The organism is Zavarzinia compransoris, from assembly GCF_003173055.1.
In the GTDB taxonomy this organism is placed as follows: domain Bacteria; phylum Pseudomonadota; class Alphaproteobacteria; order Zavarziniales; family Zavarziniaceae; genus Zavarzinia; species Zavarzinia compransoris.
Genome location: NZ_QGLF01000001.1, coordinates 930597 through 952126, shown reverse-complemented (window position 1 = coordinate 952126; position 21530 = coordinate 930597). Strand labels below are relative to the sequence as shown.

Genomic DNA, 21530 nt, shown 5'->3' with positions numbered 1-21530 from the left:
AGGCGGATGTCATGAGCGAAATGCTCCTCGAATTCCTGATCATCCTCGCGAAGATCTTCGCGATCGTGCTGCCGCTGCTGCTGGCGGTCGCCTTCACCACCTTGCTGGACCGCAAGGTCTGGGCCATGATGCAGCTGCGCAAGGGGCCGAATGTGGTCGGGCCCTTCGGCCTGCTGCAACCCTTCGCCGACGGCGTGAAGCTGGCCTTCAAGGAAACCATCATCCCGGCGGGCGCCAACAAGGGCGTGTTCCTGCTGGCGCCGGTGATCACCTTCACCCTGGCGCTGATCGCCTGGGCGGTGATCCCCTTCGGCGACGGCATCGTGCTGGCCGACATCAATGTCGGCATCCTTTACCTCTTCGCGATCTCGTCGCTCGGCGTCTATGGCATCATCATGGGCGGCTGGGCGTCGAACTCGAAGTATCCCTTCCTCGGCGGGCTGCGCTCGGCGGCGCAGATGGTGTCCTACGAAGTCTCGATCGGCTTCGTCATCGTCACCGTGCTGCTCTGCGTCGGCTCGCTGAACCTCAACGACATCGTGAAGGCCCAGGAACACATCTGGTTCGCGATCCCGCTGCTGCCGATGTTCGTGGTCTTCTTCATCTCGGCGCTGGCCGAAACCAACCGCCCGCCTTTCGACCTGCCGGAAGCGGAATCGGAACTGGTGGCCGGCTTCCAGATCGAATATTCGTCGCTGGCCTTCGCCCTCTTCATGCTGGGCGAATACGGCAACATGATCCTGATGAGCGCCATGACCGCCATCCTGTTCCTGGGCGGGTGGCAGCCGATTTCGCTGTTCGGGTTGCTCGACTGGATCCCGGGGCCGCTCTGGTTCTTCGCGAAGACCTTCGTCGTCCTCTTCACCTTCTGCTGGGTGAAGGCGACCGTGCCGCGCTATCGCTACGACCAGCTGATGCGGCTGGGCTGGAAAGTGTTCCTGCCGTTCTCGCTGTTCTGGCTGGTCTTGACCGCGGGCGTGCTGGTCACCTTCGGCTGGCTGCCGGTGAAGGGCTGAGGAGAGACGTCATGGCATTTCTCGACCGTACCGCCCGCGCCTTCCTGCTGACCGAACTGGTCAAGGGGATGCTGCTGACCTTCAGCTATTCCTTCAAGAAGAAAGCGACGATCAATTACCCTTACGAGAAGGGCCGCCTCAGCCCCCGGTTCCGGGGCGAGCATGCGCTGCGACGCTATCCCAACGGGGAAGAGCGCTGCATCGCCTGCAAGCTGTGCGAGGCGATCTGCCCGGCCCAGGCCATCACCATCGAGGCCGAACCGCGCGACGACGGCAGCCGCCGCACCACGCGCTACGACATCGACATGACGAAATGCATCTACTGCGGCTTCTGCCAGGAAGCCTGCCCGGTCGATGCCATCGTCGAGGGCCCGAACTTCGAGTTCGCGACCGAAACCCGCGAGGAGCTGATGTACAACAAGGACAAGCTGCTCGCGAACGGCGAGCGGTGGGAGCGCGAGATCGCGGCGAATATCGCCGCCGACGCGCCCTACCGGTGAGGAGGGCACCGTGATCGCTTCCCTCGTCTTCTATCTCTTCGCCGCCATCACCGTGGCGTCGGCCGTGATGGTCATCTCGGCGCGCAACCCGGTGCATTCGGTGCTGTTCCTGATCCTGGCCTTCTTCAATGCGGCCGGGCTCTTCCTGCTGCTCGGGGCCGAGTTCCTGTCGATGATCCTGGTGATCGTCTATGTCGGCGCGGTGGCGGTGCTGTTCCTCTTCGTCGTCATGATGCTGGACGTGAACTTCACCGAGTTGCGCCAGGGCTTCCTGCAATATCTGCCGGTGGGCGGGGTGATCGGCCTCATCCTGCTGGTCGAACTGCTCCTGGTGCTCGGCTCCTGGTCCGTGCTGCCGACGGCGGGCGAACTCGCCGCCGCCCGGGCGCCGGACGTGGCCGCGGTCACCAATACGGATGCCATCGGCCGCATCATGTACACGCAGTATCTGCTTCCGTTCCAGGCGGCCGGCCTCATCCTGTTGGTCGCCATGATCGGGGCCATCGTGCTGACGCTGCGCCACCGCCCGGGGGTGAAGCGCCAGGTGATCGCGCGCCAGGTGACCCGCACCATGGAAACCGCGGTCGAGGTCAAGCAAGTGAAGCCGGGGCAGGGGATCTGAGCCATGGATATCGGGCTTGGCCATTATCTGACCGTCGCCGCCATCCTGTTCGTGATCGGCGTCTTCGGCATCTTCCTCAACCGGAAGAACGTCATCATCATCCTGATGTCGATCGAGCTGATCCTGCTGGCGGTGAACCTGAACCTGGTCGCCTTCTCCAGCTTCCTGCACGATCTGGCCGGTCAGGTCTTCGCGCTCCTCATCCTGACCGTTGCCGCCGGCGAGGCGGCGATCGGTCTGGCCATCCTCGTCATCTATATCCGCAACCGCGGCAGCATCGCGGTTGAGGATATCAACCTCATGAAGGGCTGACGGCATGATCGCGGCCATTGTATTTCTGCCGCTGCTCGGGGCCGTCATCGCCGGCTTCTTCGGGCGGCTGATCGGGGCGCGGGGGGCGCAGATCGTCACCTCGACCCTGCTGGTCGTCGCGGCCGTCCTCTCGTGGGTGACCTTCTTCCAGGTCACCGGCCATGAGGGCGGCGCCTATAAGATGCGGCTGATGACCTGGGTGCTGTCCGGCGCCTTCGAGGTCGACTGGGCGTTCCGGGTCGATACGCTGACCGCGGTCATGCTGGTGGTGGTCACCAGCGTGTCCTCGCTGGTCCATATCTACTCGGTCGGCTATATGGCCGAGGATCCGCATATCCCGCGCTTCCACGCCTATCTGTCGCTGTTCACCTTCGCCATGCTGATGCTGGTGACGGCGGACAATTTCCTCCAGGTCTTCTTCGGCTGGGAAGGCGTCGGGCTCGCGTCCTACCTGCTGATCGGCTTCTGGTACAAGAAGCCCTCGGCCAATGCGGCGGCGATCAAGGCCTTCGTCGTCAACCGGGTGGGCGACTTCGGCTTCGCGCTCGGCATCTTCGCCATCTTCCTGGTCTTCAACTCGGTTTCCTTCGACACCGTCTTCGCGGCGGCGGCGGGCAAGGCCGGGCAGACCTTCAACTTCCTCGGCTACGACGTCGACATCATGACGACGATCTGCCTGCTGCTCTTCGTCGGCTGCATGGGCAAGTCGGCGCAGCTCGGCCTCCACACCTGGCTGCCGGACGCGATGGAAGGCCCGACCCCGGTCTCGGCCCTGATCCACGCGGCGACCATGGTCACCGCCGGCGTGTTCCTGGTCGCGCGGGCGTCGCCGCTGTTCGAGTTCGCGCCCTCGGCGCTCGCGGTCGTCACCGTGGTCGGGGCCACCACCGCCTTCTTCGCGGCGACGGTCGGCCTCGTCCAGAACGACATCAAGCGGGTGATCGCCTATTCGACCTGCTCGCAGCTCGGCTACATGTTCTTCGCGGCGGGGGTCGGCGCCTATGAGGCGGCGGTGTTCCACCTCTTCACCCATGCCTTCTTCAAGGCCCTGCTGTTCCTCGGCGCCGGCTCGGTCATCCATGCGATGCACCACGAGCAGGACATGCGGAACATGGGCGGGACCTGGAAGTACATCAAGTTCACCTATGCGATGATGTGGATCGGCAATCTGGCCCTGGCCGGCGTGCCCTTCTTCGCGGGCTTCTACTCCAAGGACATGGTCCTCGAAGTGGCTTACGCGGCGCATTCCGGGGTCGGCACCTATGCCTTCTGGCTGGGCATCATCGCGGCGTCCTTCACCGCCTTCTACTCGTGGCGCCTGCTGTTCCTCACCTTCCACGGCGAGAAGCGCTGGGGCGGCCATGGTCACGGCCACGGCCATGACGACCACGGCCATGGCCATGGTCACGCCCATACCCCGCACGAAAGCCCGCTGGCGATGACCATCCCGCTGGCCCTGCTGGCGGTGGGCGCCGTGTTCTCGGGCTTCTGGTTCTACGACAGTTTCGTCGGCGAGCATCGCGAAGCCTTCTGGGGCGGGGCGATCTTCGTCGCCGAGGCCAACAAGGTGATCGAGCACGCGCACCATGTCCCCGGCTGGGTGAAGCTGCTGCCGCTGATCGTGACCGCGGGCGGGATCTTCGTCGCCTGGGTCTTCTACATCCTGAAGCCGAAATGGCCGGACCAGCTGGCCAAGACCCACCGGGAGGCCTATGCCTTCCTGCTGAACAAGTGGTACTTCGACGAACTCTATGACCTGCTATTCGTCAAGGGTGCGCGCCTGTTCGGCCGGGTCTTCTGGAAGCAGGGCGACGGCGCCGTCATCGACGGCCTCGGGCCCAACGGCATTTCCGCCCGCGTGCTCGACATCGCGCGGCGCGCGGCGAAGCTGCAATCCGGCTTCGTCTATCACTACGCCTTCGCCATGCTGATTGGCGTGGCGCTCCTCGTTACCTGGTATGTCTATCGGATGGGCGTGACGCCATGATCGCGGACCTGGCCCAAGGGTGGCCGATACTCTCGGTCACCACCTTCCTGCCGCTCGTCGGTGCCCTGCTGATCCTGCTGACGCGGGGCGAGGGCGAGGCGGTCGAGAAGAACATTCGTCGGATCGCCCTGATCACGACGGTGGTCACCTTCCTCGTCTCGCTCATCATCTGGGCGGGCTTCAACAATGCGACCGCCGACTTCCAATACGTCGAGAAGACGGCCTGGATCGGCGATACGATCACCTATCACATGGGTGTCGACGGGATCTCGATCCTCTTCGTCATCCTGACCACCTTCCTGATGCCGCTGTGCATTCTCGCCTCCGACGTGATCCACACGCGGGTCCGGGAATATATGGTCGCCTTCCTGGTCCTCGAGACGCTGATGATCGGCGTCTTCTGCGCCCTGGACCTGGTGCTCTTCTATCTCTTCTTCGAGGCCGGCCTCATTCCGATGTTCCTGATCATCGGCATCTGGGGCGGGCCGCGGCGGATCTACGCGACCTTCAAGTTCTTCCTCTACACCCTGGTCGGGTCGCTGCTGATGCTGCTGGCGATCATCGCCATCTACCTGACCGCGGGGACGACCGACGTCGTCGAACTGTTCAAGTATAATTTCCCGGTCGACATGCAGTTCTGGCTGTGGCTGGCCTTCTTCGCCTCCTTCGCGGTGAAGGTGCCGATGTGGCCGGTACATACCTGGCTGCCGGATGCCCACGTCGAGGCGCCGACGGCGGGCTCGGTGATCCTGGCCGGCGTCATGCTGAAGATGGGCGGCTACGGCTTCATCCGCTTCTCGCTGCCGCTGTTCCCCGATGCCTCGGAATATTTCGCGCCCCTGATGTTCACCCTGTCGATCGTGGCAGTGATCTACACCTCCCTGGTCGCCCTGGTGCAGGAGGATATGAAAAAGCTGATCGCCTATTCGTCGGTCGCGCATATGGGCTTCATCACCCTCGGCACCTTCTCCTTCACCGAGCAGGGCCTGCAGGGCGCGATCATCCAGATGGTCAGCCACGGTATCGTCTCGGGCGCGCTGTTCCTTTGCGTCGGCGTCGTCTACGACCGCCTGCACACCCGCGAGATCGCGCGCTACGGCGGCCTCGTGAACCGCATGCCGGTCTATGCCTTCGTCTTCATGCTCTTCACCATGGCGACGGTGGGCCTGCCCGGAACCTCCGGCTTCGTCGGCGAATTCCTGATCCTGACCGGCACCTTCAAGGCGAGCACGATCGCGACCTTCTTCGCGGCGACCGGGCTGGTGCTGGGGGCGGCCTATTCGCTGCACCTCTACCGCCGGGTGGTGTTCGGGGAACTGGTCCATGCCGACCTCCAGGATATGGAAGACCTGAACTGGCGTGAGAAGGCGACCTTCCTGCCCCTGATGGTCACCGCGCTGTGGATCGGCATCTATCCGACCTACTTCACGGCGGCGACCGATGCCTCGGTGCAGAACCTCGTCACGCAAATCCGTACCAAGATCGCGGCCAATGCGGCGGCCACGCCCGCCGCCGCGCCGGAAGCGGGGAAGACCCACTGATGACGACGCTGTCGACGGATCTCCTGCTGATCCTGCCCGAACTCCTCCTGGCCGGCGGCGCGCTGGCGCTGCTGCTCGTCGGGGCCTATCGGGGCGAGGGCAGTGCCGCCCTGGTGCGTTTCGGGGCCTTCGCCCTGCTGGTCGCGGTCCTGGTGCTGACGCTCTGCGGCGGCGGCCCCAAGCAATTGGGCTTCAACGACATGGTCGTGGTCGACGGGTTCGGCCGCTTCATGAAGGTCCTGGTGCTGATCGGCGCCCTGGTCGCCGTGCCGATGTCGGTGGATTTCTTCCGCCGCGCCGGCTCCGACCAGTTCGAGTATCCGGTGCTGGTGCTGCTGGCCACCCTCGGCATGCTGCTGATGATTTCGGCCAACGACCTGATCACGCTCTATGTCGGGCTGGAGTTGCAATCGCTGGCGCTTTACGTGCTCGCCGCCTTCCTGCGCGACGATGCCAGGTCGACCGAGGCGGGGCTCAAGTATTTCGTCCTCGGCGCGCTGTCGTCGGGCATGCTGCTCTATGGCTGCTCGCTGATCTACGGCTTCTCGGGCACGACCAATTTCGCCGATCTCGCCAAGGGCATCGCGGCGCTCGGCGACAAGGGCGCCTCGATCGGCCTGATCGTCGGCATCGTCTTCCTGGTCGCCGGCCTGGCCTTCAAGGTTTCGGCCGTGCCCTTCCACATGTGGACGCCGGACGTCTACGAAGGCTCGCCGACCCCGGTCACCGCCTTTTTCGCGGCGGCGCCCAAGGTGGCGGCTATGGCCCTGTTCCTGCGCACCCTGGTCTCGCCCTTCGGCGAGATCGCGGGGCAATGGCAGCAGATCATCGTCTTCGTCGCGGTGGCGTCCATGCTGCTCGGCGCCTTCGCGGCGATCGGCCAGAGCAATATCAAGCGCCTGCTGGCCTATTCCTCCATCGGCCACGTCGGCTATGCCCTGGTCGGGCTGGCCGCCGGGGGCGAGCAGGGGATCCGCGGCGTGCTGATCTATATGGCGATCTATCTCGTCATGACGGTCGGCACCTTCGGCGTCATCCTGCTGATGCGGAAAGACGGCAAGCCGGTAGAGACGATCGCCGATTTCGCCGGCCTCGGCCGCAGCCATCCGTGGCTCGCCTTCGTCATGGCCGCCTTCATGTTCTCGTTGGCGGGCGTGCCGCCGCTGGCCGGCTTCTTCGCGAAATTCTATGTCTTCATCGCGGCGATCGAGCAGGGGCTCTATGTCGTCTCGGTGATCGGTATGCTGGCCAGCGCCGTCTCGGCCTTCTACTACCTCCGGGTCGTGAAGATCATGTATTTCGATGCGCCGGCCGGCGCGCTCGAAACCCCGCTGCCGCTCGCCTCGCGCCTGGTGGTCACGGTCAGCGGCGCGCTGACGCTGCTCTACTTCATCGCGCCGGCGCCCCTGGTGGCGGCGGCCGGTGTCGCCGCCAAGACGCTCGTGCCCTGACGGATGGCAGAGACGCTGTACCCAGGGTTCGAACGACCCGCGATCGCCGGCTGGCGCGTTCTCCACTTCCCCGAGCTCGACTCGACGAACGAGGAGGCGCGCCGCCGGGCCCAGCAGGGCGACGAGGGCGACCTCGCCCTCTACGCCGACCGCCAGCATGCCGGCCGCGGCCGCCGCGGCCGCGCCTGGGTCTCGGGCGAGGGCAACCTGTTCCTCAGCTGCCTGCTGCGGCCGGCGGTGGGGCCGGCGCGGGCAGCCGAACTGTCCTTCGCGACCGCGCTTGCCGCCCATGACGCCCTGTCGGCGGCGACCGGGCTCGGTCCGCGCTTTCAGCTGAAATGGCCGAACGATCTCCTGCTCGACGGGGCCAAGGTGGCCGGCATCCTGCTGGAATCGGCGACCGGCCGCGACGGCGGGCTCGAATTCCTGGTCATCGGCATCGGCGTCAACCTGGCGGCCTTCCCGGCGGAAACGCCCTATCCGGCGACCTCGGTCGCCGCGACCCTGGGGCGGGCCGTTGCCCCCCTCGACCTGATCGCGGCCTTTCTGCCCCGCCTGTCCCATTGGATCACGGTCTGGGAACGGGAAGGGTTCGCCGGCATTCGCGATGCCTGGGCGGCCCGTGCTGCCGGCCTCGGCGAGCGCATCACCGTCCGCCTCGCCCATGAGACGCTGGAGGGCGTGTTCTCGGGCCTTCGCCTGGATGGCGCCCTCGACCTGCGCCTCGACAGCGGCGCGGTGCGGGCGGTGACGGCGGGCGACGTCTTCCTGCCCGGCACCGAAGGGGCAGGCCGTTGAGCCGCCGTCCCCCCGCTGCCGCCGCGCCCCGATTGTTCGACCGCCGCCCCCGGGCGGACGAATTGCTGTTCGTGCCGCTGGGCGGTTCGGGCGAGATCGGCATGAACCTGAACCTCTACGGCCATGCCGGCAAATGGCTGATGCTGGATCTCGGCGTCACCTTCGCTGACGAGCGCCTGCCGGGCATCGACCTGGTCCTGCCCGATCCCGCCTTCATCGAGGAGCGGCGCGAGGATCTGATCGCCCTGGTGCTGACCCATGCCCATGAGGATCATATCGGCGCCGTACCCTATCTCTGGGACCGGCTGCGCTGCCCGATCTATGCCACCCCCTTCACCGCCGCCCTGGTGCGGCGCAAGCTGAAGGAAGTGGGGCTCGAACGGGAAGCGGAACTGAACATCCTGCCCATGAACGGGCGGGTCGAGCTTGGCCCCTTCGCCTGCGAACTGGTGACCCTGACCCATTCGATTCCCGAACCGAATGCGGTGGCGATCACCACGAGCCTCGGCACCGTGCTTCATACCGGCGACTGGAAACTGGACCCCGAACCCCTGGTCGGCCCGACGGCGGATGCCCGGCGGCTGGAGGAACTGGGCACCGGCGGCGTCCTGGCCATGGTCTGCGATTCGACCAATGTGTTCTCGCCCGGCACCTCGGGCTCGGAAGCGGCGGTCAGGGACAGCCTGATCGAGATGATCCGCCCGCTGACCGGGCGGGTGGCGGTCACCACCTTCGCCTCCAATGTCGCGCGCATCGCCTCGATCGGGGTCGCCGCCGCCGCCGCCGACCGCCATCTGGTGCTGGTCGGGCGCTCCATGCACCGGGTGGTCGAGGCGGCGAAGGAAACCGGCTATCTCCTGGACCTGCCCCCCGTCCTGGACGAGGACGAGGCGGGATACCTGCCGAAGGACAAGGTGCTCTACCTCTGCACCGGCAGCCAGGGCGAGCCGCGGGGCGCCACCGCCCGCATCGCCCGGGGCGAGCACCGGCACATCGCGCTGGGGCAGGGGGATACGGCGATCTTCTCGTCCAAGATCATTCCGGGCAACGAACTGGCCCTGGGCGAGGTCCACAACCTCCTGGCCCGGGCCGGGGTTCGGGTGATCACGGAAAAGGGCAATTTCATCCATGTCTCGGGCCATCCCAACCGGGATGAACTGGCCGAAATGTACGGCTGGGTGCGGCCGGAGATCGCGGTCCCGGTCCATGGCGAAGCCCGCCACCTGGTCGAACACGCGGCCTTCGCCCGCAGCCTTCAGGTCCGCCATGCCCCGGTGATCGCCAATGGCGACGTGCTGCGCCTCGCCCCGGGCGAGCCCCAGATCATCGGCGAGGTGGAATCGGGCCGTCTCGCCATCGACGGCGAGATCATCGTCGCCATCGACGATCCGGCCATCGTCGCGCGGCGGAAGATCAGCTTCGCCGGCCATGTCGTCGTCACCCTGGTGCTCGACGCCAAGGGCAAGCCGGCGGCGGATCCGGAGGTCGTTCTCGCCGGCCTGGCCGAGGACGAGGAGGCCGATCTGGCCGAGGAGATCGCCGAGGCGGTCGCCGCCGCCCTGCCGCGCGGCAAGGGCGCCGATGCCGACACCATGGCCGAAGCCGCGCGCATGGCCGCGCGGAAAGCCGCCCACCGCCTGACCGGCCGGAAGCCGGTCACCGATGTTCAGGTCATCCGCCTGCGGGGCTGACAGCCATGAGAGGCGGCGGCGGAATGCCTCAGGACCGCGCGGCTTGCCCGCGGCGGCCGGAATGCCTAGAGCGTGTTCGGAATGACCGTCATTCCGAACACGCTCTACTGCTTTGATTTTACGCATCTTCAGACGGCGAACCGGTTTCCACTTCGCCTGAAGATGCTCTAACGTGCGGCCGTCCTCATCAATGGCGGTGACAGCAGCATGACCATCATCGGCGGTATCGTCTTTTTCTCGATCACCTGGTGGCTGGTGTTCTTTGCCGTCCTGCCCTGGGGCGTGCGCAGCCACGAGGAAGACCGGGTCGAGCGCGTGACCGGCGTTCCCGGGGGGATTCCCCATACCCCGCGCCTGGGGCTGAAGGCCCTGATCACGACCGGGATCACCCTGGTTCTGCTGGCGGTCTTCTCGGTGGTGGTCGAATACGACCTCGTGGGCTTCCGCGCCTTCATCGAGGCGAACTGAGGCGGCCGCCGGGCCCCCGGCGGAAGCGCGCCGCCACGTCCCGGCGGCGCGCCCCCTGCATGCTTATTCGTGAACCGTGTAGCTGCCCAGTTCGCACAGATTGATCGCGCGGTCGTCGACGTTGGAGCCGTCCTTGAAGACGGTCTTGATGTCATAGACGCAGGTCGCCCGGCCGTCGGCGACGGTGACCTGGATGCTGTCGCCGGCCGACAGCGTATCGTTGCCCAGGAGATTCTCTTCCCAATTGTTGACGTTGCTGGGCGAGAGATAGAATTCGGTCACCGCCACGCCGGTCGCATTCTTCAGCGTGAAGGCCAGATCCTCGGCCAGCGCGGTTCCGCTGGCGAAGGCAGTGCAAGCAACGACTATTCCGCCCCGGAGGATGGTGGATAGACGCATTTTCTTCTCTTTTCCGATTTCTCTCTCGGATCCCACGATGGCGATCCGCAGATGTGCATCCTGCACGCCCTAAAATTGCCGCAAAATATAAAGCCGTAAATATGAAGTAGTTCACTCGGATCAATTCGGCGCATTTTTTCGGGATTAAAATTCAAGCGCCGAGAATGGTGCTGAATACTGCAAAAAACCTTGCTATTGCGCGGTGCAATATATGCATGGGGCCGCGTGCCGGCGGTCGTGAGGGGCCGATGGCGGAGAAAACAGGAGCATGAGGGGGAATCGGGGGCAGCGCTCGTGACGGCAGGGGCCAGAAAAGGCACAAGGCCCCGTAGGGCCTTGCACAACGCTGCACAGTCGCACTTTCGGTTGGCCATTATGGCTGGCCTTGATGCCCGAAGGCGCTTCCTCCCTAAACTTGGGCGGGTCTATCGACCCCCTCTTTGGTGACAGGGATGCTACTCAACTCCCGCATGGGAGTCACGCGCTTTCGTCATGGATGCTCCGAAAAAGTGCAACATGCCCCTTAAAGAGGCTAAAGGGAGGGCAGAATCTGGACGAGTGTCCGAATATATACTGTTGGCCTCATACTAAAGTCTAGGGAGAGGCGATTCGCCGCGGGGGCAGGGGCCGGCATTGGCACGGCATGATTTCCACGGTCAGGCGATTGCGCGACCGCGCCGTTTTCCCTACCTTCGCCGCCTGATCAACGAGAAATCCGCCATGCGTCTGTCCCGCTATTTCCTGCCCACGCTCCGGGAAAACCCGGCCGAGGCCCAGATCGTCTCCCACCGCCTGATGCTGCGCGCCGGACTGGTGCGCCAGTCGGCCGCCGGCATCTATTCCTGGCTGCCGCTGGGGCTCAAGGTGCTGCGCAATATCGAGCGCATCGTGCGCGAGGAGCAGAACCGGGCCGGCGCCATCGAACTGCTGATGCCGACCATCCAGTCGGCCGACCTGTGGCGGGAATCGGGCCGCTATGATGCCTATGGCAAGGAGATGCTGCGCATCACCGACCGCCACGAGCGCGAGATGCTCTACGGCCCGACCAACGAGGAACTGATCACCGCGATCGTCCGCGACAGCATCAAGTCCTACCGCGACCTGCCGCGGAACCTCTATCACATCCAGTGGAAGTTCCGCGACGAGGTGCGCCCCCGCTTCGGCGTGATGCGCGGCCGCGAATTCCTGATGAAGGACGCCTATTCCTTCGACATCGACAAGGCCGGCGCCCGCAAGGCCTATGAGAAGATGTTCGTCGCCTATCTGCGCACCTATGCCCGCCTGGGCCTGAAGGCGATCCCGATGGCGGCCGACACCGGCCCGATCGGCGGCGACATGAGCCATGAATTCATCATCCTGGCCGAGACCGGCGAAAGCGCCGTCTTCTGCCATGGGGACCTGGTCGACTACGACATCCTGGGCCAGGAGATCGATTTCGAGGGCGATCTTGGCCCGATCATCGAGCGCTGGACCGGGCTTTACGCCGCGACCGACGAGAAGCACGACGAAGCCCGCTTCGAGGCCGATGTTCCGGCTGAAAAGCGGATCGCGGCGCGCGGCATCGAGGTCGGCCATATCTTCTATTTCGGCACGAAATATTCGAAGCCCATGGGCGCCGTCGTCGCCGGCCCGAACGGCGAGCCGGTGGACCTGGAGATGGGTTCCTACGGCATCGGCGTGTCGCGCCTGATCGGCGCCATCATCGAGGCCAGCCACGACGACAACGGCATCATCTGGCCGGAAAGCGTCGCCCCCTTCAAGGTCGCCCTGATCAACCTGAAGTCGGGCGATGCCACCGTGGATGCGGCCTGCGACAAGCTCTATGCCCAGCTCGAAGCCGCCGGGATCGAGACGCTGTACGACGATACGGCGGAACGCGCCGGCTCGAAGTTCGCGACCGCCGATCTGATCGGCCTGCCCTGGCAGGTCCATGTCGGGCCGCGCGGCCTTGCCAACGGCATCGTCGAGGTCAAGAACCGCAAGACCGGCGAGCGGCGCGAAGTGGCGATCGATCAGGTGGCGGCGGCGCTCGGCTGACCGGCTGCGCTTCGCGCCCCTCACCCCGGGCCTCTCCCCGCAAGCGGGGCGAGGGAGGTGGGGCAGCGCGGGGCCGGTTCCCTCGCCCCGCTTGCAGGGAGAGGGTTAGGGTGAGGGGAATACCATCCCACACGGGCACAGGGAGTAAGGCATGTTCCGTCGCTTCGAATGGATGCTGGCCGGGCGCTACCTGCGGGCCAGGCGCCAGGAAGGCTTCATCTCGATCATCGCCTGGTTCTCCCTGCTCGGGATCGGCCTCGGGGTCGCCACCCTGATCATCGTGATGGCGGTGATGAACGGCTTCCGGGCCGAGTTGATGGGCCGCATCCTGGGCATCAACGGCCATGTCATCGTCCAGTCCCAGGTCGGGCCGGTGATGGATTACGAGGGGCTGGCGCTCAAGTTCGAAACCCTGCCCGAGGTCGTCTCGGCCATGCCCATGGTCGAGGCGCAGGTGATGGTGACGGCCCGGGGCCAGGCCGGCGGCGGCCTGGTGCGCGGCCTGTCCAAGGCCGATCTCGCGCGCCTGCCGCTGGTCGCCGACAATATCGTCGCCGGCACCATCGACGACTTCGAGGGCGACGACGTGGTGATGATCGGCAACCGCATGGCCGAACGCATGGGCGTCAATGTCGGCGACACGGTGACCATCCTGTCGCCCAACGGCACCGCGACCGTGGTCGGCACCACGCCGCGCATGAAGGCTTACCGGGTGGTCGGCCTGTTCAGCCTGGGCATGGCGGAATATGACGGCACCTTCGTCTTCATGCCGATCGACCATGCCCGCGCCTTCTTCCGCACCGGGGCCGGGGTTTCGGCGATCGAGGTCATGCTGCGGAACCCGGACCTGTCCAATGACGTCGCCCTGAAGCTCAAGGGGCTGGCGCCGGGCCTGCGGACGGTGACCTGGCAGGTGCTGAACGCCACCTTCTTCGGCGCGCTGGCGGTCGAGCGCAACGTGATGTTCCTGATCCTGACCCTGATCATCGTGGTGGCCGCCTTCAATATCATCTCGTCCCTGATCATGCTGGTGAAGGACAAGGGCAGGGGCATCGCCATCCTGCGCACCATGGGGGCGACACGGGGCGCGATCATGCGCGTGTTCCTGATCTGCGGCGCCTCGATCGGCGTCATCGGCACGCTGGGCGGCTTCGCCCTCGGCGTGCTGTTCTGCGACAATATCGAGGCGATCCGCCAGTTCCTGCAAAGCCTGACGGGGGCGCGGCTGTTCCCGGACGAGATCTATTTCCTGTCGCGCATTCCGGCAAAGATGGAGGTGGGCGAGGTCGCGACCGTGGTCGCCATGGGCTTCGCCCTGTCGTTCCTGGCCACGCTCTATCCCTCGTGGCGGGCGGCCCGGCTCGACCCGGTGGAGGCGCTGCGCCATGAGTGAGCCGAGCCTGCACCTTCAAGGCATCACCCGCACCTTCATCCAGGGGGCGGAGCGGCTGGACGTGTTGCGCGGGGTCGATCTCACCCTGCACCCGGGCGAGATCGTCGCCCTGGTCGGCCCGTCCGGCACCGGCAAGTCGACCTTGCTGCATATCGCCGGCCTGCTGGAACGGCCGACCGCGGGCAAGGTCGTCGTCGTCGGCACCGCGGCCGGCGACCTGTCGGACAAGGAGCGGACGCGGCTGCGCCTGTCCCGGCTCGGTTTCGTCTATCAGTTTCACCACCTGCTGCCGGAATTCACCGCGCTCGAAAACGTCATGATGCCGCAATTGATCGCGGGCACGGGCAAGGGCCGGGCCCGGCAGCGGGCGGACGAATTGCTGGCCAAGGTCGGCCTGTCGCCCCGGGCCGGGCATCGCCCGGCGAAACTGTCGGGCGGGGAACAGCAGCGGGTCGCCATCGTCCGGGCCCTGGCCAACCGGCCGAAGGTCCTGCTGGCGGACGAGCCGACCGGCAATCTGGACGAGCGCACGGCCGATCTCGTGTTCGGGGAATTGCTGCACCTGGTCCGGGACGAGGGCCTGTCGGCCCTGATCGCCACCCATAATCCGGCGCTGGCGGCGCGCATGACCCGCACGGTCACCATGCACGAAGGGCGTTTGATCCCGGCCTGAATGGCTTAAGATCGGGCTCGTTCAGGAGAGTCTTTTCATGGCCCATGCCGGCTTCGTGCATTTGCGCGTCCACACCGCTTTTTCCCTGTCCGAGGGGGCGATCCCGGTCAAGAAACTGGTCGGCCTGGTCGCCAAGGCGAAGATGCCGGCGGTGGCGGTGACCGACAGCAACAATCTGTTCGGCGCCCTGGAATTCTCCGACACGGCGGTGAAAAGCGGGCTGCAGCCGATCATGGGCGTGCAATTGTCGATCGCGCCCCCGGGCAGCACCGACCCGCGCGCCGGCCGCCGGCCGGACCCGGATCCGATCGTGCTGCTGGCCCAGAATGCGGCCGGGCTGGCCAATCTTCTCAGGCTTTCGAGCGCCGCCTATACCGATCCCGACCACGGCCGCCCGCCGGAAGTGGCCATCGAGCGCCTGGCGGAAGCGACCGAGGGCCTGCTGTGCCTCGCCGGCGGCGCCAAGGGCCCGGTCGGGCGCCTGTTGTTCGAGGGGCAGAAGGATGCGGCGCGCGAATTGCTGGCCCGCTTCGAGGCGCTGTTCCCCGGCCGTCTCTATATCGAGATCCAGCGCCACGGCATGGAAGACGAGGAGGCGACCGAAGCCGACCTGATCGACCTTGCCTATGAACGCAACCTGCCCCTGGTCGCAACCAACGACTGCTATTTCGCCGACGAGGGCGCCTATGCCGCCCATGACGCGCTGCTGTGCATCGCCGAGGGCTCGACCGTCGGCAATACGGAACGCCGGCGCCTGACCCCCGGGCATCGCTTCCGATCCGCCGAGGAGATGCGCGAGCTTTTCGCCGACCTGCCGGAGGCTGTGGACAATACCCTGGTGATCGCAAGGCGCTGTGCGGTCCGCGCCAAGACCCGCGGCCCCCTGCTGCCGCCCTTTCCCTGCGGCGAGGGCCACGACGAGATCAGCGAATTGCGCCGCACGGCGACCGAGGGCCTGCACATGCGCCTCGCGAAACATGTCTTCACGCCTGAAATGGATGAGGAAAAGCGCAAGGAAACCGCCGTACCCTATTGGGAACGCTTGGAATTCGAGCTGGGGATCATCATCAGGATGAAATTCCCCGGCTATTTCCTGATCGTGTCCGACTTCATCCAATGGGCGAAGCGCCAGGGCATCCCGGTGGGGCCGGGGCGCGGGTCGGGGGCGGGTTCGCTGGTCGCCTGGGCCTTGCAGATCACGGATGTGGATCCCTTGCGCTTCGGCCTGCTGTTCGAGCGGTTCCTGAACCCCGAGCGCGTGTCCATGCCCGACTTCGACATCGACTTCTGCCAGGACAAGCGCGACCGCGTGATCCGCTACGTGGTCGAGAAATACGGCCAGGACAAGGTCGCCCAGATCATCACCTTCGGTAAGCTGCAAGCCCGCGCGGTGATGCGCGACGTCGGCCGCGTGCTCGAAATGCCGCTCGGGCAGATCGACAAGCTGGCCAAGATGGTGCCGAACAATCCGGCCAACCCGGTCACCCTGGAACAGGCGATCGAGATGGAGCCCCGGCTCCAGCAGGCCCGGGACGAGGACGAGACGGTCAAGCGCCTGATCGATATCGCCCTGAAGCTGGAAGGGCTCTATCGCCATGCCTCGACCCATGCCGCCGGCGTGGTGATCGGCGACCGGCCGCTGGTCGATCTCGTGCCGCTTTACCGCGATCCGCGCTCCGACATGCTGGTCACCCAATACAACATGAAATGGGTGGAGCCGGCGGGCCTGATCAAGTTCGACTTCCTGGGCCTGAAGACCCTGACCGTGCTGGATCTGGCCGTGCGCCTGATCGCCAACCGGGGCATCACCATCGATCTGGCCGCGACCGCGCTCGAAGACAAGAAAAGCTACGAGATCCTGGCCAGGGGCGACACGGTCGGCGTGTTCCAGCTCGAATCGTCCGGCATGCGCGATGCGCTGAAAAAGCTGAAGCCCGACTGTTTCGAAGACATCGTCGCCATGGTCGCGCTCTACCGCCCGGGCCCGATGGACAATATCCCGAAATACATCGCCTGCAAGCACGGGGAGGAGGCGCCGGACTACCTGCACCCCAAGCTCGAAGGGGTACTGAAGGAAACCTACGGCGTCATCATCTACCAGGAACAGGTGATGCAGATCGCCCAGATCCTGGCCGGCTATTCGCTGGGCGAGGCGGACCTGCTCCGCCGCGCCATGGGCAAGAAGATCAAGGAGGAGATGGACCAGCAGCGCATCCGCTTCGTGCAGGGCGCGGAGGCGCGCGGCGTCGACCCGAAGAAGGCGGATGAGATCTTCGACCTCGTCAACAAATTCGCCGGCTACGGCTTCAACAAGAGCCACGCCGTCGCCTATGCCCTGGTCGCCTATCACACCGCCTATCTGAAGGCCAATTACCCGGTCGAATTCATGGCCGCGATCATGACCCTCGACCTTGCGAATACGGACAAGCTGAACGTCTTCCGCCAGGAACTAGGGCGGATGAAGATCCCGCTGCTCCAGCCCGACATCAACCGTTCCGACGCCGATTTCGCGGTCGAGGCGCAGGACGGCGGCAGCTATGCCATCCGCTATGCGCTGGCCGCGATCAAGATCATCGGCCATGACGCGATCGAGAAAGTCCTGACCGAGCGCAAGAGCAACGGCCTGTTCAAATCCGTGGCGGATTTCGCCAACCGGCTGGACCCCAAGTGGCTGAACCGCCGCCAGGTCGAAAACCTGGCCAAGGCCGGCGCCTTCGACAGCCTGGAAAAGAACCGGGCACGGGTCTGCACCGGGGCGGAAGCGGTGGTGCGCTTTGCCGATGTCGCCACGCGGGAGCGCGAATCGCAGCAGGAAAGCCTGTTCGGCGGCGGGGCGGCGGGGCCTGCCGACACCCTGGCCCTGCCGGCGGTGCCGCCCTGGTCGGCCATGGACCAGTCGGCCAATGAATTCGAGGCGATCGGCTTCTATCTCTCGGCGCACCCGATGGACGGCTACGGCAAGTCGCTGGACCGCCTGGGGATCACCCGGCTCGGCCAGGTGGAGCGGCGCATCGCCGGCGGCCAGAGCAAGCTGCGCATCGCCGGCATCGTCCTCTCGCGCCAGGAAAAAGTCGCGAAGAGCGGCAACCGCTTCGCCTTCGTCAAGCTGACGGACCAGAGCGGCGTGGTCGAGCTGACGGTCTTTTCCGAGGTCCTGGTGATGAGCCGCGACCTGCTCGAACCCGGCACGCCGGTGCTGGTCGAGGTCGAGGGCCGGATCGACGGCGAGATGGTCCGCATGATGACCCAGAGCATTCAGTCGCTGGACAAGGTGGTGGCCAACAGCGCCGCCGGTGTCCGCCTCTATCTCGCCGACGCCAAGGCGGCGGAGGGGATGAAGGGAATGCTGGCCAAGGTGCCCAAGGGCAAGGGCCGCATCGCCCTCGTCCTCGGCTTTCCCGAGGAGGAGCGGGAGTTGGAGTTCGAGTTGCCGGACCGCTTCGCCGTCAGCCCCTCGATCGTCCAGAATCTGCGCTCCATGCCGGGGATCGAGCGGGTGGTGGAACTGTAGCGGTACCTGGTGGCGATCCCGGCCGCGGCCTTCAAACTCGGGAGCGCGGACAGATGCCGTACCTGATCGAAGATGCGCCGGAAATCGTTCTGGCCAGTGGCCGGAAATGGCGCGGGGCTGGTAGCAAATTTGCTATCGACCGAGATGGAGGCTCTTATCTCTCGTATTTATTTAAGGATGAGAACAGGGATAAGGGAGATTATCATCGGGTTTTTTGCTTTGTAAGCGCAGGTAAGTCGATTTTTCTAAACGTATCCAGTTCATTCATTGGCGGAGATTGGAGGAAAAGGTCATTCTTCATATTCGGTTTTACCTCAATGGCATTTCTTGACATGGAATTCAGGCGTATTGGCGGTTATCCCTCGATTTACCCAGCGCAAAGCGCCTTGAGCGACAACGAGAGAACATCTCTCCTTTTAATGGCGATGCGAGCGTTGATCGACTATGGCCAAGTTGTCAATTCACCAGAGGATCGGGCGCAAGGCGCCACAACCTATGTCGGGCAGAACGTAGAGAGGACCGGAAGTATCCCCGATACGTATCTCTCCTGCGAAGAAATTGAAGAAATTACCAGGAGTATTTATTGAAGAATCAATAGTTATCGCCGGGGATTTTTATAATTTAAACGATGAAGTTGTATTTATTATTTCAGAATCGGTATTCCACCGTCAGGCCGAAGGTGCGGGGATCGCCGGGGACGACGACCACGGCGCCGACGTTGTAGGGCAGGCCGGCGGCGGCGGTGAAGTAATTCTCGTCGAACAGGTTGCGCACCCAGAGGCTGGCGCGCCAGCGCTCGTCGGCACTGCCGAGGCCGAGGCGGGCGTCGGCGAGGCCGAAGGCGGGCACGATGGTTTCCCGCGACGACGGATCGGTGTTGTAGCTTGAACGATAGGCATAGCTCGCGCCGATGAAGCCGATCAATGCGTTGCCCGCCCAGGTGCCCAGCGGGCGGGCATAGTCGGCGCTGACGAAGGCGGTCCACAGCGGGGCGGCGCGCAGGCGCCGGCCGGCCAGATCGGCGGTGCAGAGCCGGCCGGCCGCCACCGCCTGCTCGGGCGGGCAGGGGGCATCGGCGTAGGACAGGATCTTGGTGTCGTTGTAGGAGACGGAGCCGGTCAGGCGGAGGCCGTCGAGCGGGATCGCCTCCACCTCCACCTCGATGCCGCGGGCGCGCAGGCGCCCGACATTGCCGAGATAGGTGGTGAAGGTGGTGCGATCGACCAGGGACGACTGGTAGTCGTCGACGATCGTCCAATAGAGCGCGGTGTTCACCTGCAGGCGCTGGTCGAACAGGCCGGCCTTCAGGCCCAGTTCATAGCTCGTGGTCTTTTCCGGGGCGACGCGGCGGCTGACCCCGTCGCTGACCGAGGCGAAATTGATCCCGCCCGCCTTGTAGCCGGTCGCGACCAGGGCATAGGCGAGAACGCTCTCGGTCAGGTGCCAGCCGGCGCTGAACAGGCCCGACAGATTGTCTTGCCAAGTCCGCTCGCTGAAGGCGCCGGGCTTGAAGAAGGACTGCCGCGCCAGATCGTCCAGGGCCTCGATGCCAAGGCCGAGGATGCTGCCGCCGCCGCTCTGCCAGGCGCGGAAATCCCCCTCGCGCCAGTCGGCGGTATAGCGGAGCCCCGCGGTCAGGGCGAAGCGCTGGTCGATGTTCCAGGTCGCCTGGCCGAAGCCGGCCAGGCTTTCGGTCCTGGGGCTGGCCGCCTGATGATCGGTGAAACCGTCGAACAGCCGGCTCGCCTCCGGGTAGAGGAGCAATCGGTCGATCGGGGCGATGCCGGTGAAATTCGCCAGTGTCGGCCCGGCGTCCGCACCGAGTTCGATGGTTTGCAGGCTTTCGCTGTCCTGGCGGAAATAATAGGCGCCGACGAGAGTGTCGATCGTTTCCCCCCCGCGGGAGGCGAGGCGGATTTCCTGGGAGAATTGCTGCTGGTCGACCGAGGTGCCGAACTGGCGCACGGCATCGGTGGCATTGTAGTCGCCGTCGAAATGCGGCTCGAAGCGCCAGCGCCGCCAGGCGGTGATCGCGGTCAGGAGATGATCGCCGATTTCCCACTGCACTTCGGCGGCGATGCCGTCTTCCGACATCTGGCTCGTCTGCGGGGCATCGACGCTGCTCTCCCGGCGGCTGGAATCGAGGGGGCCGGGATCATAGCCGACCCGGGCCAGGCGCTCGGCATAGCCGTTGGGAAAGGGGCTGCCGTCCGGCTGGGTGGTGATGGCGTGGGAGAGAAGCTGGACGCAGCAATCGCCGTCCTGCTCGCTGTGATCGACGATCAGGCGCAGGCTGAAACGGTCGTCCGGCACCCACAGCACCTGCCCGCGTAGCGAGAGATCGTTGTAATCGTTCAAATCCCGGGCGGCGCGCGATGCCGGATTGGTATTCTCGACGAAACCGTCCCGCCGTGTGTAGGTGCTCGACAGGCGCAGCGCCACCGTGTCCGAGACCGGGCCAGTCACCACGGCCTGGACCTGGCCATAGTCGTAATGGCCATAGGACAGGCGCAGCCAGCCGCCGGGCTCGAAGTCGGGCGGGGCGGTGGTGATCGACAGGGCGCCGGCCGAGGTGTTCCGCCCGAACGTCGTGCCCTGGGGGCCGCGCATGACCTCGATCCGGTCGAGATCGAAGAGCGTGGCGGTTAGGGCGCCGGGCCGGGCGCGGTAGACCCCGTCGACGAAAACGCCGACCGCACTTTCAAGTCCCTCCGTCGCCAGCGAATTGCCGAGGCCCCGGATCGAGAAACTGGCATTGCGATAGCTGGGGGTGAAGACCTGGGCGTTCGGGATCTGGGTATAGAACTGGCCGGCCGAATCCGTCGCCCGCGCCTTCAGGGTCTCACCCGAGACCACGGAGACGGGCAGGGGCACATCCGCCGCCATTTCCGGCCGTCGCCGCGCCGTCACCTCGACCGGGTCCAACTCGATGACGATCACCGGGGCGGCGGCGGAGAGGGCTGCGGCTGCCGAGTCGGCGGGATCGGCTGTCTCCGCCAGGCCGTGGGCTGCACCGAACACCAAGGCGGTACTGCCGACCGCCATTACCCCACGCCGCAACAGACCCACGAAGACGCCCCCGATGACCAGATTGTCCTGGTGTAATCGGCGGATTCGAACCGGACAACGAG

General features: G+C 65.4%; 17 protein-coding genes. 15 read left to right on the top strand and 2 right to left on the bottom strand.

The annotated features are described in order from the left end of the window. The first annotated feature begins 11 nt into the window (after positions 1 to 11). The 10 genes from nuoH to DKG75_RS04630 all read left to right on the top strand — a co-directional run bounded on the left by nuoH (position 12) and on the right by DKG75_RS04630 (position 10386). The gene (gene nuoH, locus DKG75_RS04675) at positions 12 to 1016 is read left to right on the top strand and encodes an NADH-quinone oxidoreductase subunit NuoH (protein WP_109919887.1); all 1005 of its coding nucleotides are present in this window, start codon (positions 12 to 14) and stop codon (positions 1014 to 1016) included. A gap of 11 nt (positions 1017 to 1027) precedes the next feature. Next, a complete protein-coding gene (nuoI, locus tag DKG75_RS04670; protein ID WP_109919886.1) occupies positions 1028 to 1516 on the top strand; it encodes an NADH-quinone oxidoreductase subunit NuoI in 489 nt (162 codons plus the stop codon). Between the two features lie 10 nt (positions 1517 to 1526). Then, positions 1527 to 2138: an NADH-quinone oxidoreductase subunit J gene (locus DKG75_RS04665; RefSeq protein ID WP_109919885.1), complete on the top strand. Its 612-nt coding sequence runs from the start codon at positions 1527 to 1529 to the stop codon at positions 2136 to 2138. 3 nt (positions 2139 to 2141) lie between these two features. Next, on the top strand, positions 2142 to 2450 hold the full coding sequence (gene nuoK, locus DKG75_RS04660) for an NADH-quinone oxidoreductase subunit NuoK (RefSeq protein WP_109919884.1): 309 nt from the start codon (positions 2142 to 2144) through the stop codon (positions 2448 to 2450). A 4-nt stretch (positions 2451 to 2454) separates the two neighbouring features. Further along, positions 2455 to 4437: an NADH-quinone oxidoreductase subunit L gene (nuoL, locus tag DKG75_RS04655; protein WP_109919883.1), complete on the top strand. Its 1983-nt coding sequence runs from the start codon at positions 2455 to 2457 to the stop codon at positions 4435 to 4437. Beyond that, on the top strand, positions 4434 to 5978 hold the full coding sequence (locus tag DKG75_RS04650; RefSeq protein WP_109919882.1) for an NADH-quinone oxidoreductase subunit M: 1545 nt from the start codon (positions 4434 to 4436) through the stop codon (positions 5976 to 5978). Before nuoL ends, DKG75_RS04650 begins: the two co-directional genes overlap by 4 nt. Then, positions 5978 to 7429, top strand: a complete 1452-nt coding sequence (gene nuoN / locus DKG75_RS04645) for an NADH-quinone oxidoreductase subunit NuoN (RefSeq protein WP_109919881.1) — start codon at positions 5978 to 5980, stop codon at positions 7427 to 7429. Before DKG75_RS04650 ends, nuoN begins: the two co-directional genes overlap by 1 nt. A 3-nt stretch (positions 7430 to 7432) precedes the next feature. Beyond that, positions 7433 to 8227: a biotin--[acetyl-CoA-carboxylase] ligase gene (locus DKG75_RS04640; protein ID WP_109919880.1), complete on the top strand. Its 795-nt coding sequence runs from the start codon at positions 7433 to 7435 to the stop codon at positions 8225 to 8227. After that, positions 8224 to 9918, top strand: a complete 1695-nt coding sequence (locus tag DKG75_RS04635; protein ID WP_341809833.1) for a ribonuclease J — start codon at positions 8224 to 8226, stop codon at positions 9916 to 9918. Before DKG75_RS04640 ends, DKG75_RS04635 begins: the two co-directional genes overlap by 4 nt. A 207-nt stretch (positions 9919 to 10125) precedes the next feature. Continuing rightward, a complete protein-coding gene (locus tag DKG75_RS04630) occupies positions 10126 to 10386 on the top strand; it encodes a DUF1467 family protein (RefSeq protein ID WP_109919879.1) in 261 nt (86 codons plus the stop codon). Between the two features lie 63 nt (positions 10387 to 10449). Here DKG75_RS04630 and DKG75_RS04625 read toward each other — a convergent pair whose 3' ends face one another. Beyond that, the gene (locus tag DKG75_RS04625) at positions 10450 to 10785 is read right to left on the bottom strand and encodes a hypothetical protein (RefSeq protein WP_109919878.1); all 336 of its coding nucleotides are present in this window, start codon (positions 10783 to 10785) and stop codon (positions 10450 to 10452) included. 720 nt (positions 10786 to 11505) lie between these two features. Between DKG75_RS04625 and proS the strand changes: the two genes are divergently transcribed. From proS to DKG75_RS22645, 5 genes are all read left to right on the top strand, one after another. Continuing rightward, positions 11506 to 12822: a proline--tRNA ligase gene (gene proS, locus DKG75_RS04620; protein WP_109919877.1), complete on the top strand. Its 1317-nt coding sequence runs from the start codon at positions 11506 to 11508 to the stop codon at positions 12820 to 12822. 151 nt (positions 12823 to 12973) lie between these two features. After that, positions 12974 to 14215, top strand: a complete 1242-nt coding sequence (locus DKG75_RS04615; protein ID WP_109919876.1) for a lipoprotein-releasing ABC transporter permease subunit — start codon at positions 12974 to 12976, stop codon at positions 14213 to 14215. Continuing rightward, positions 14208 to 14888: an ABC transporter ATP-binding protein gene (locus tag DKG75_RS04610; RefSeq protein ID WP_109919875.1), complete on the top strand. Its 681-nt coding sequence runs from the start codon at positions 14208 to 14210 to the stop codon at positions 14886 to 14888. The genes DKG75_RS04615 and DKG75_RS04610 overlap by 8 nt, the downstream gene beginning before the upstream one ends. 37 nt (positions 14889 to 14925) lie before the next feature. Beyond that, entirely contained in the window at positions 14926 to 18399 is a 3474-nt protein-coding gene (gene dnaE, locus DKG75_RS04605; protein ID WP_109919874.1) for a DNA polymerase III subunit alpha, read from the top strand. Positions 18400 to 18452: 53 nt separating this feature from the next. After that, entirely contained in the window at positions 18453 to 18986 is a 534-nt protein-coding gene (locus tag DKG75_RS22645; protein WP_133636768.1) for a hypothetical protein, read from the top strand. 61 nt (positions 18987 to 19047) lie between these two features. On the opposite strand, the gene DKG75_RS04600 is transcribed toward DKG75_RS22645, so the two are convergent. Further along, positions 19048 to 21444, bottom strand: a complete 2397-nt coding sequence (locus DKG75_RS04600; protein WP_109919873.1) for a TonB-dependent receptor — start codon at positions 21442 to 21444, stop codon at positions 19048 to 19050. Between the last annotated feature and the right edge of the window lie 86 nt (positions 21445 to 21530).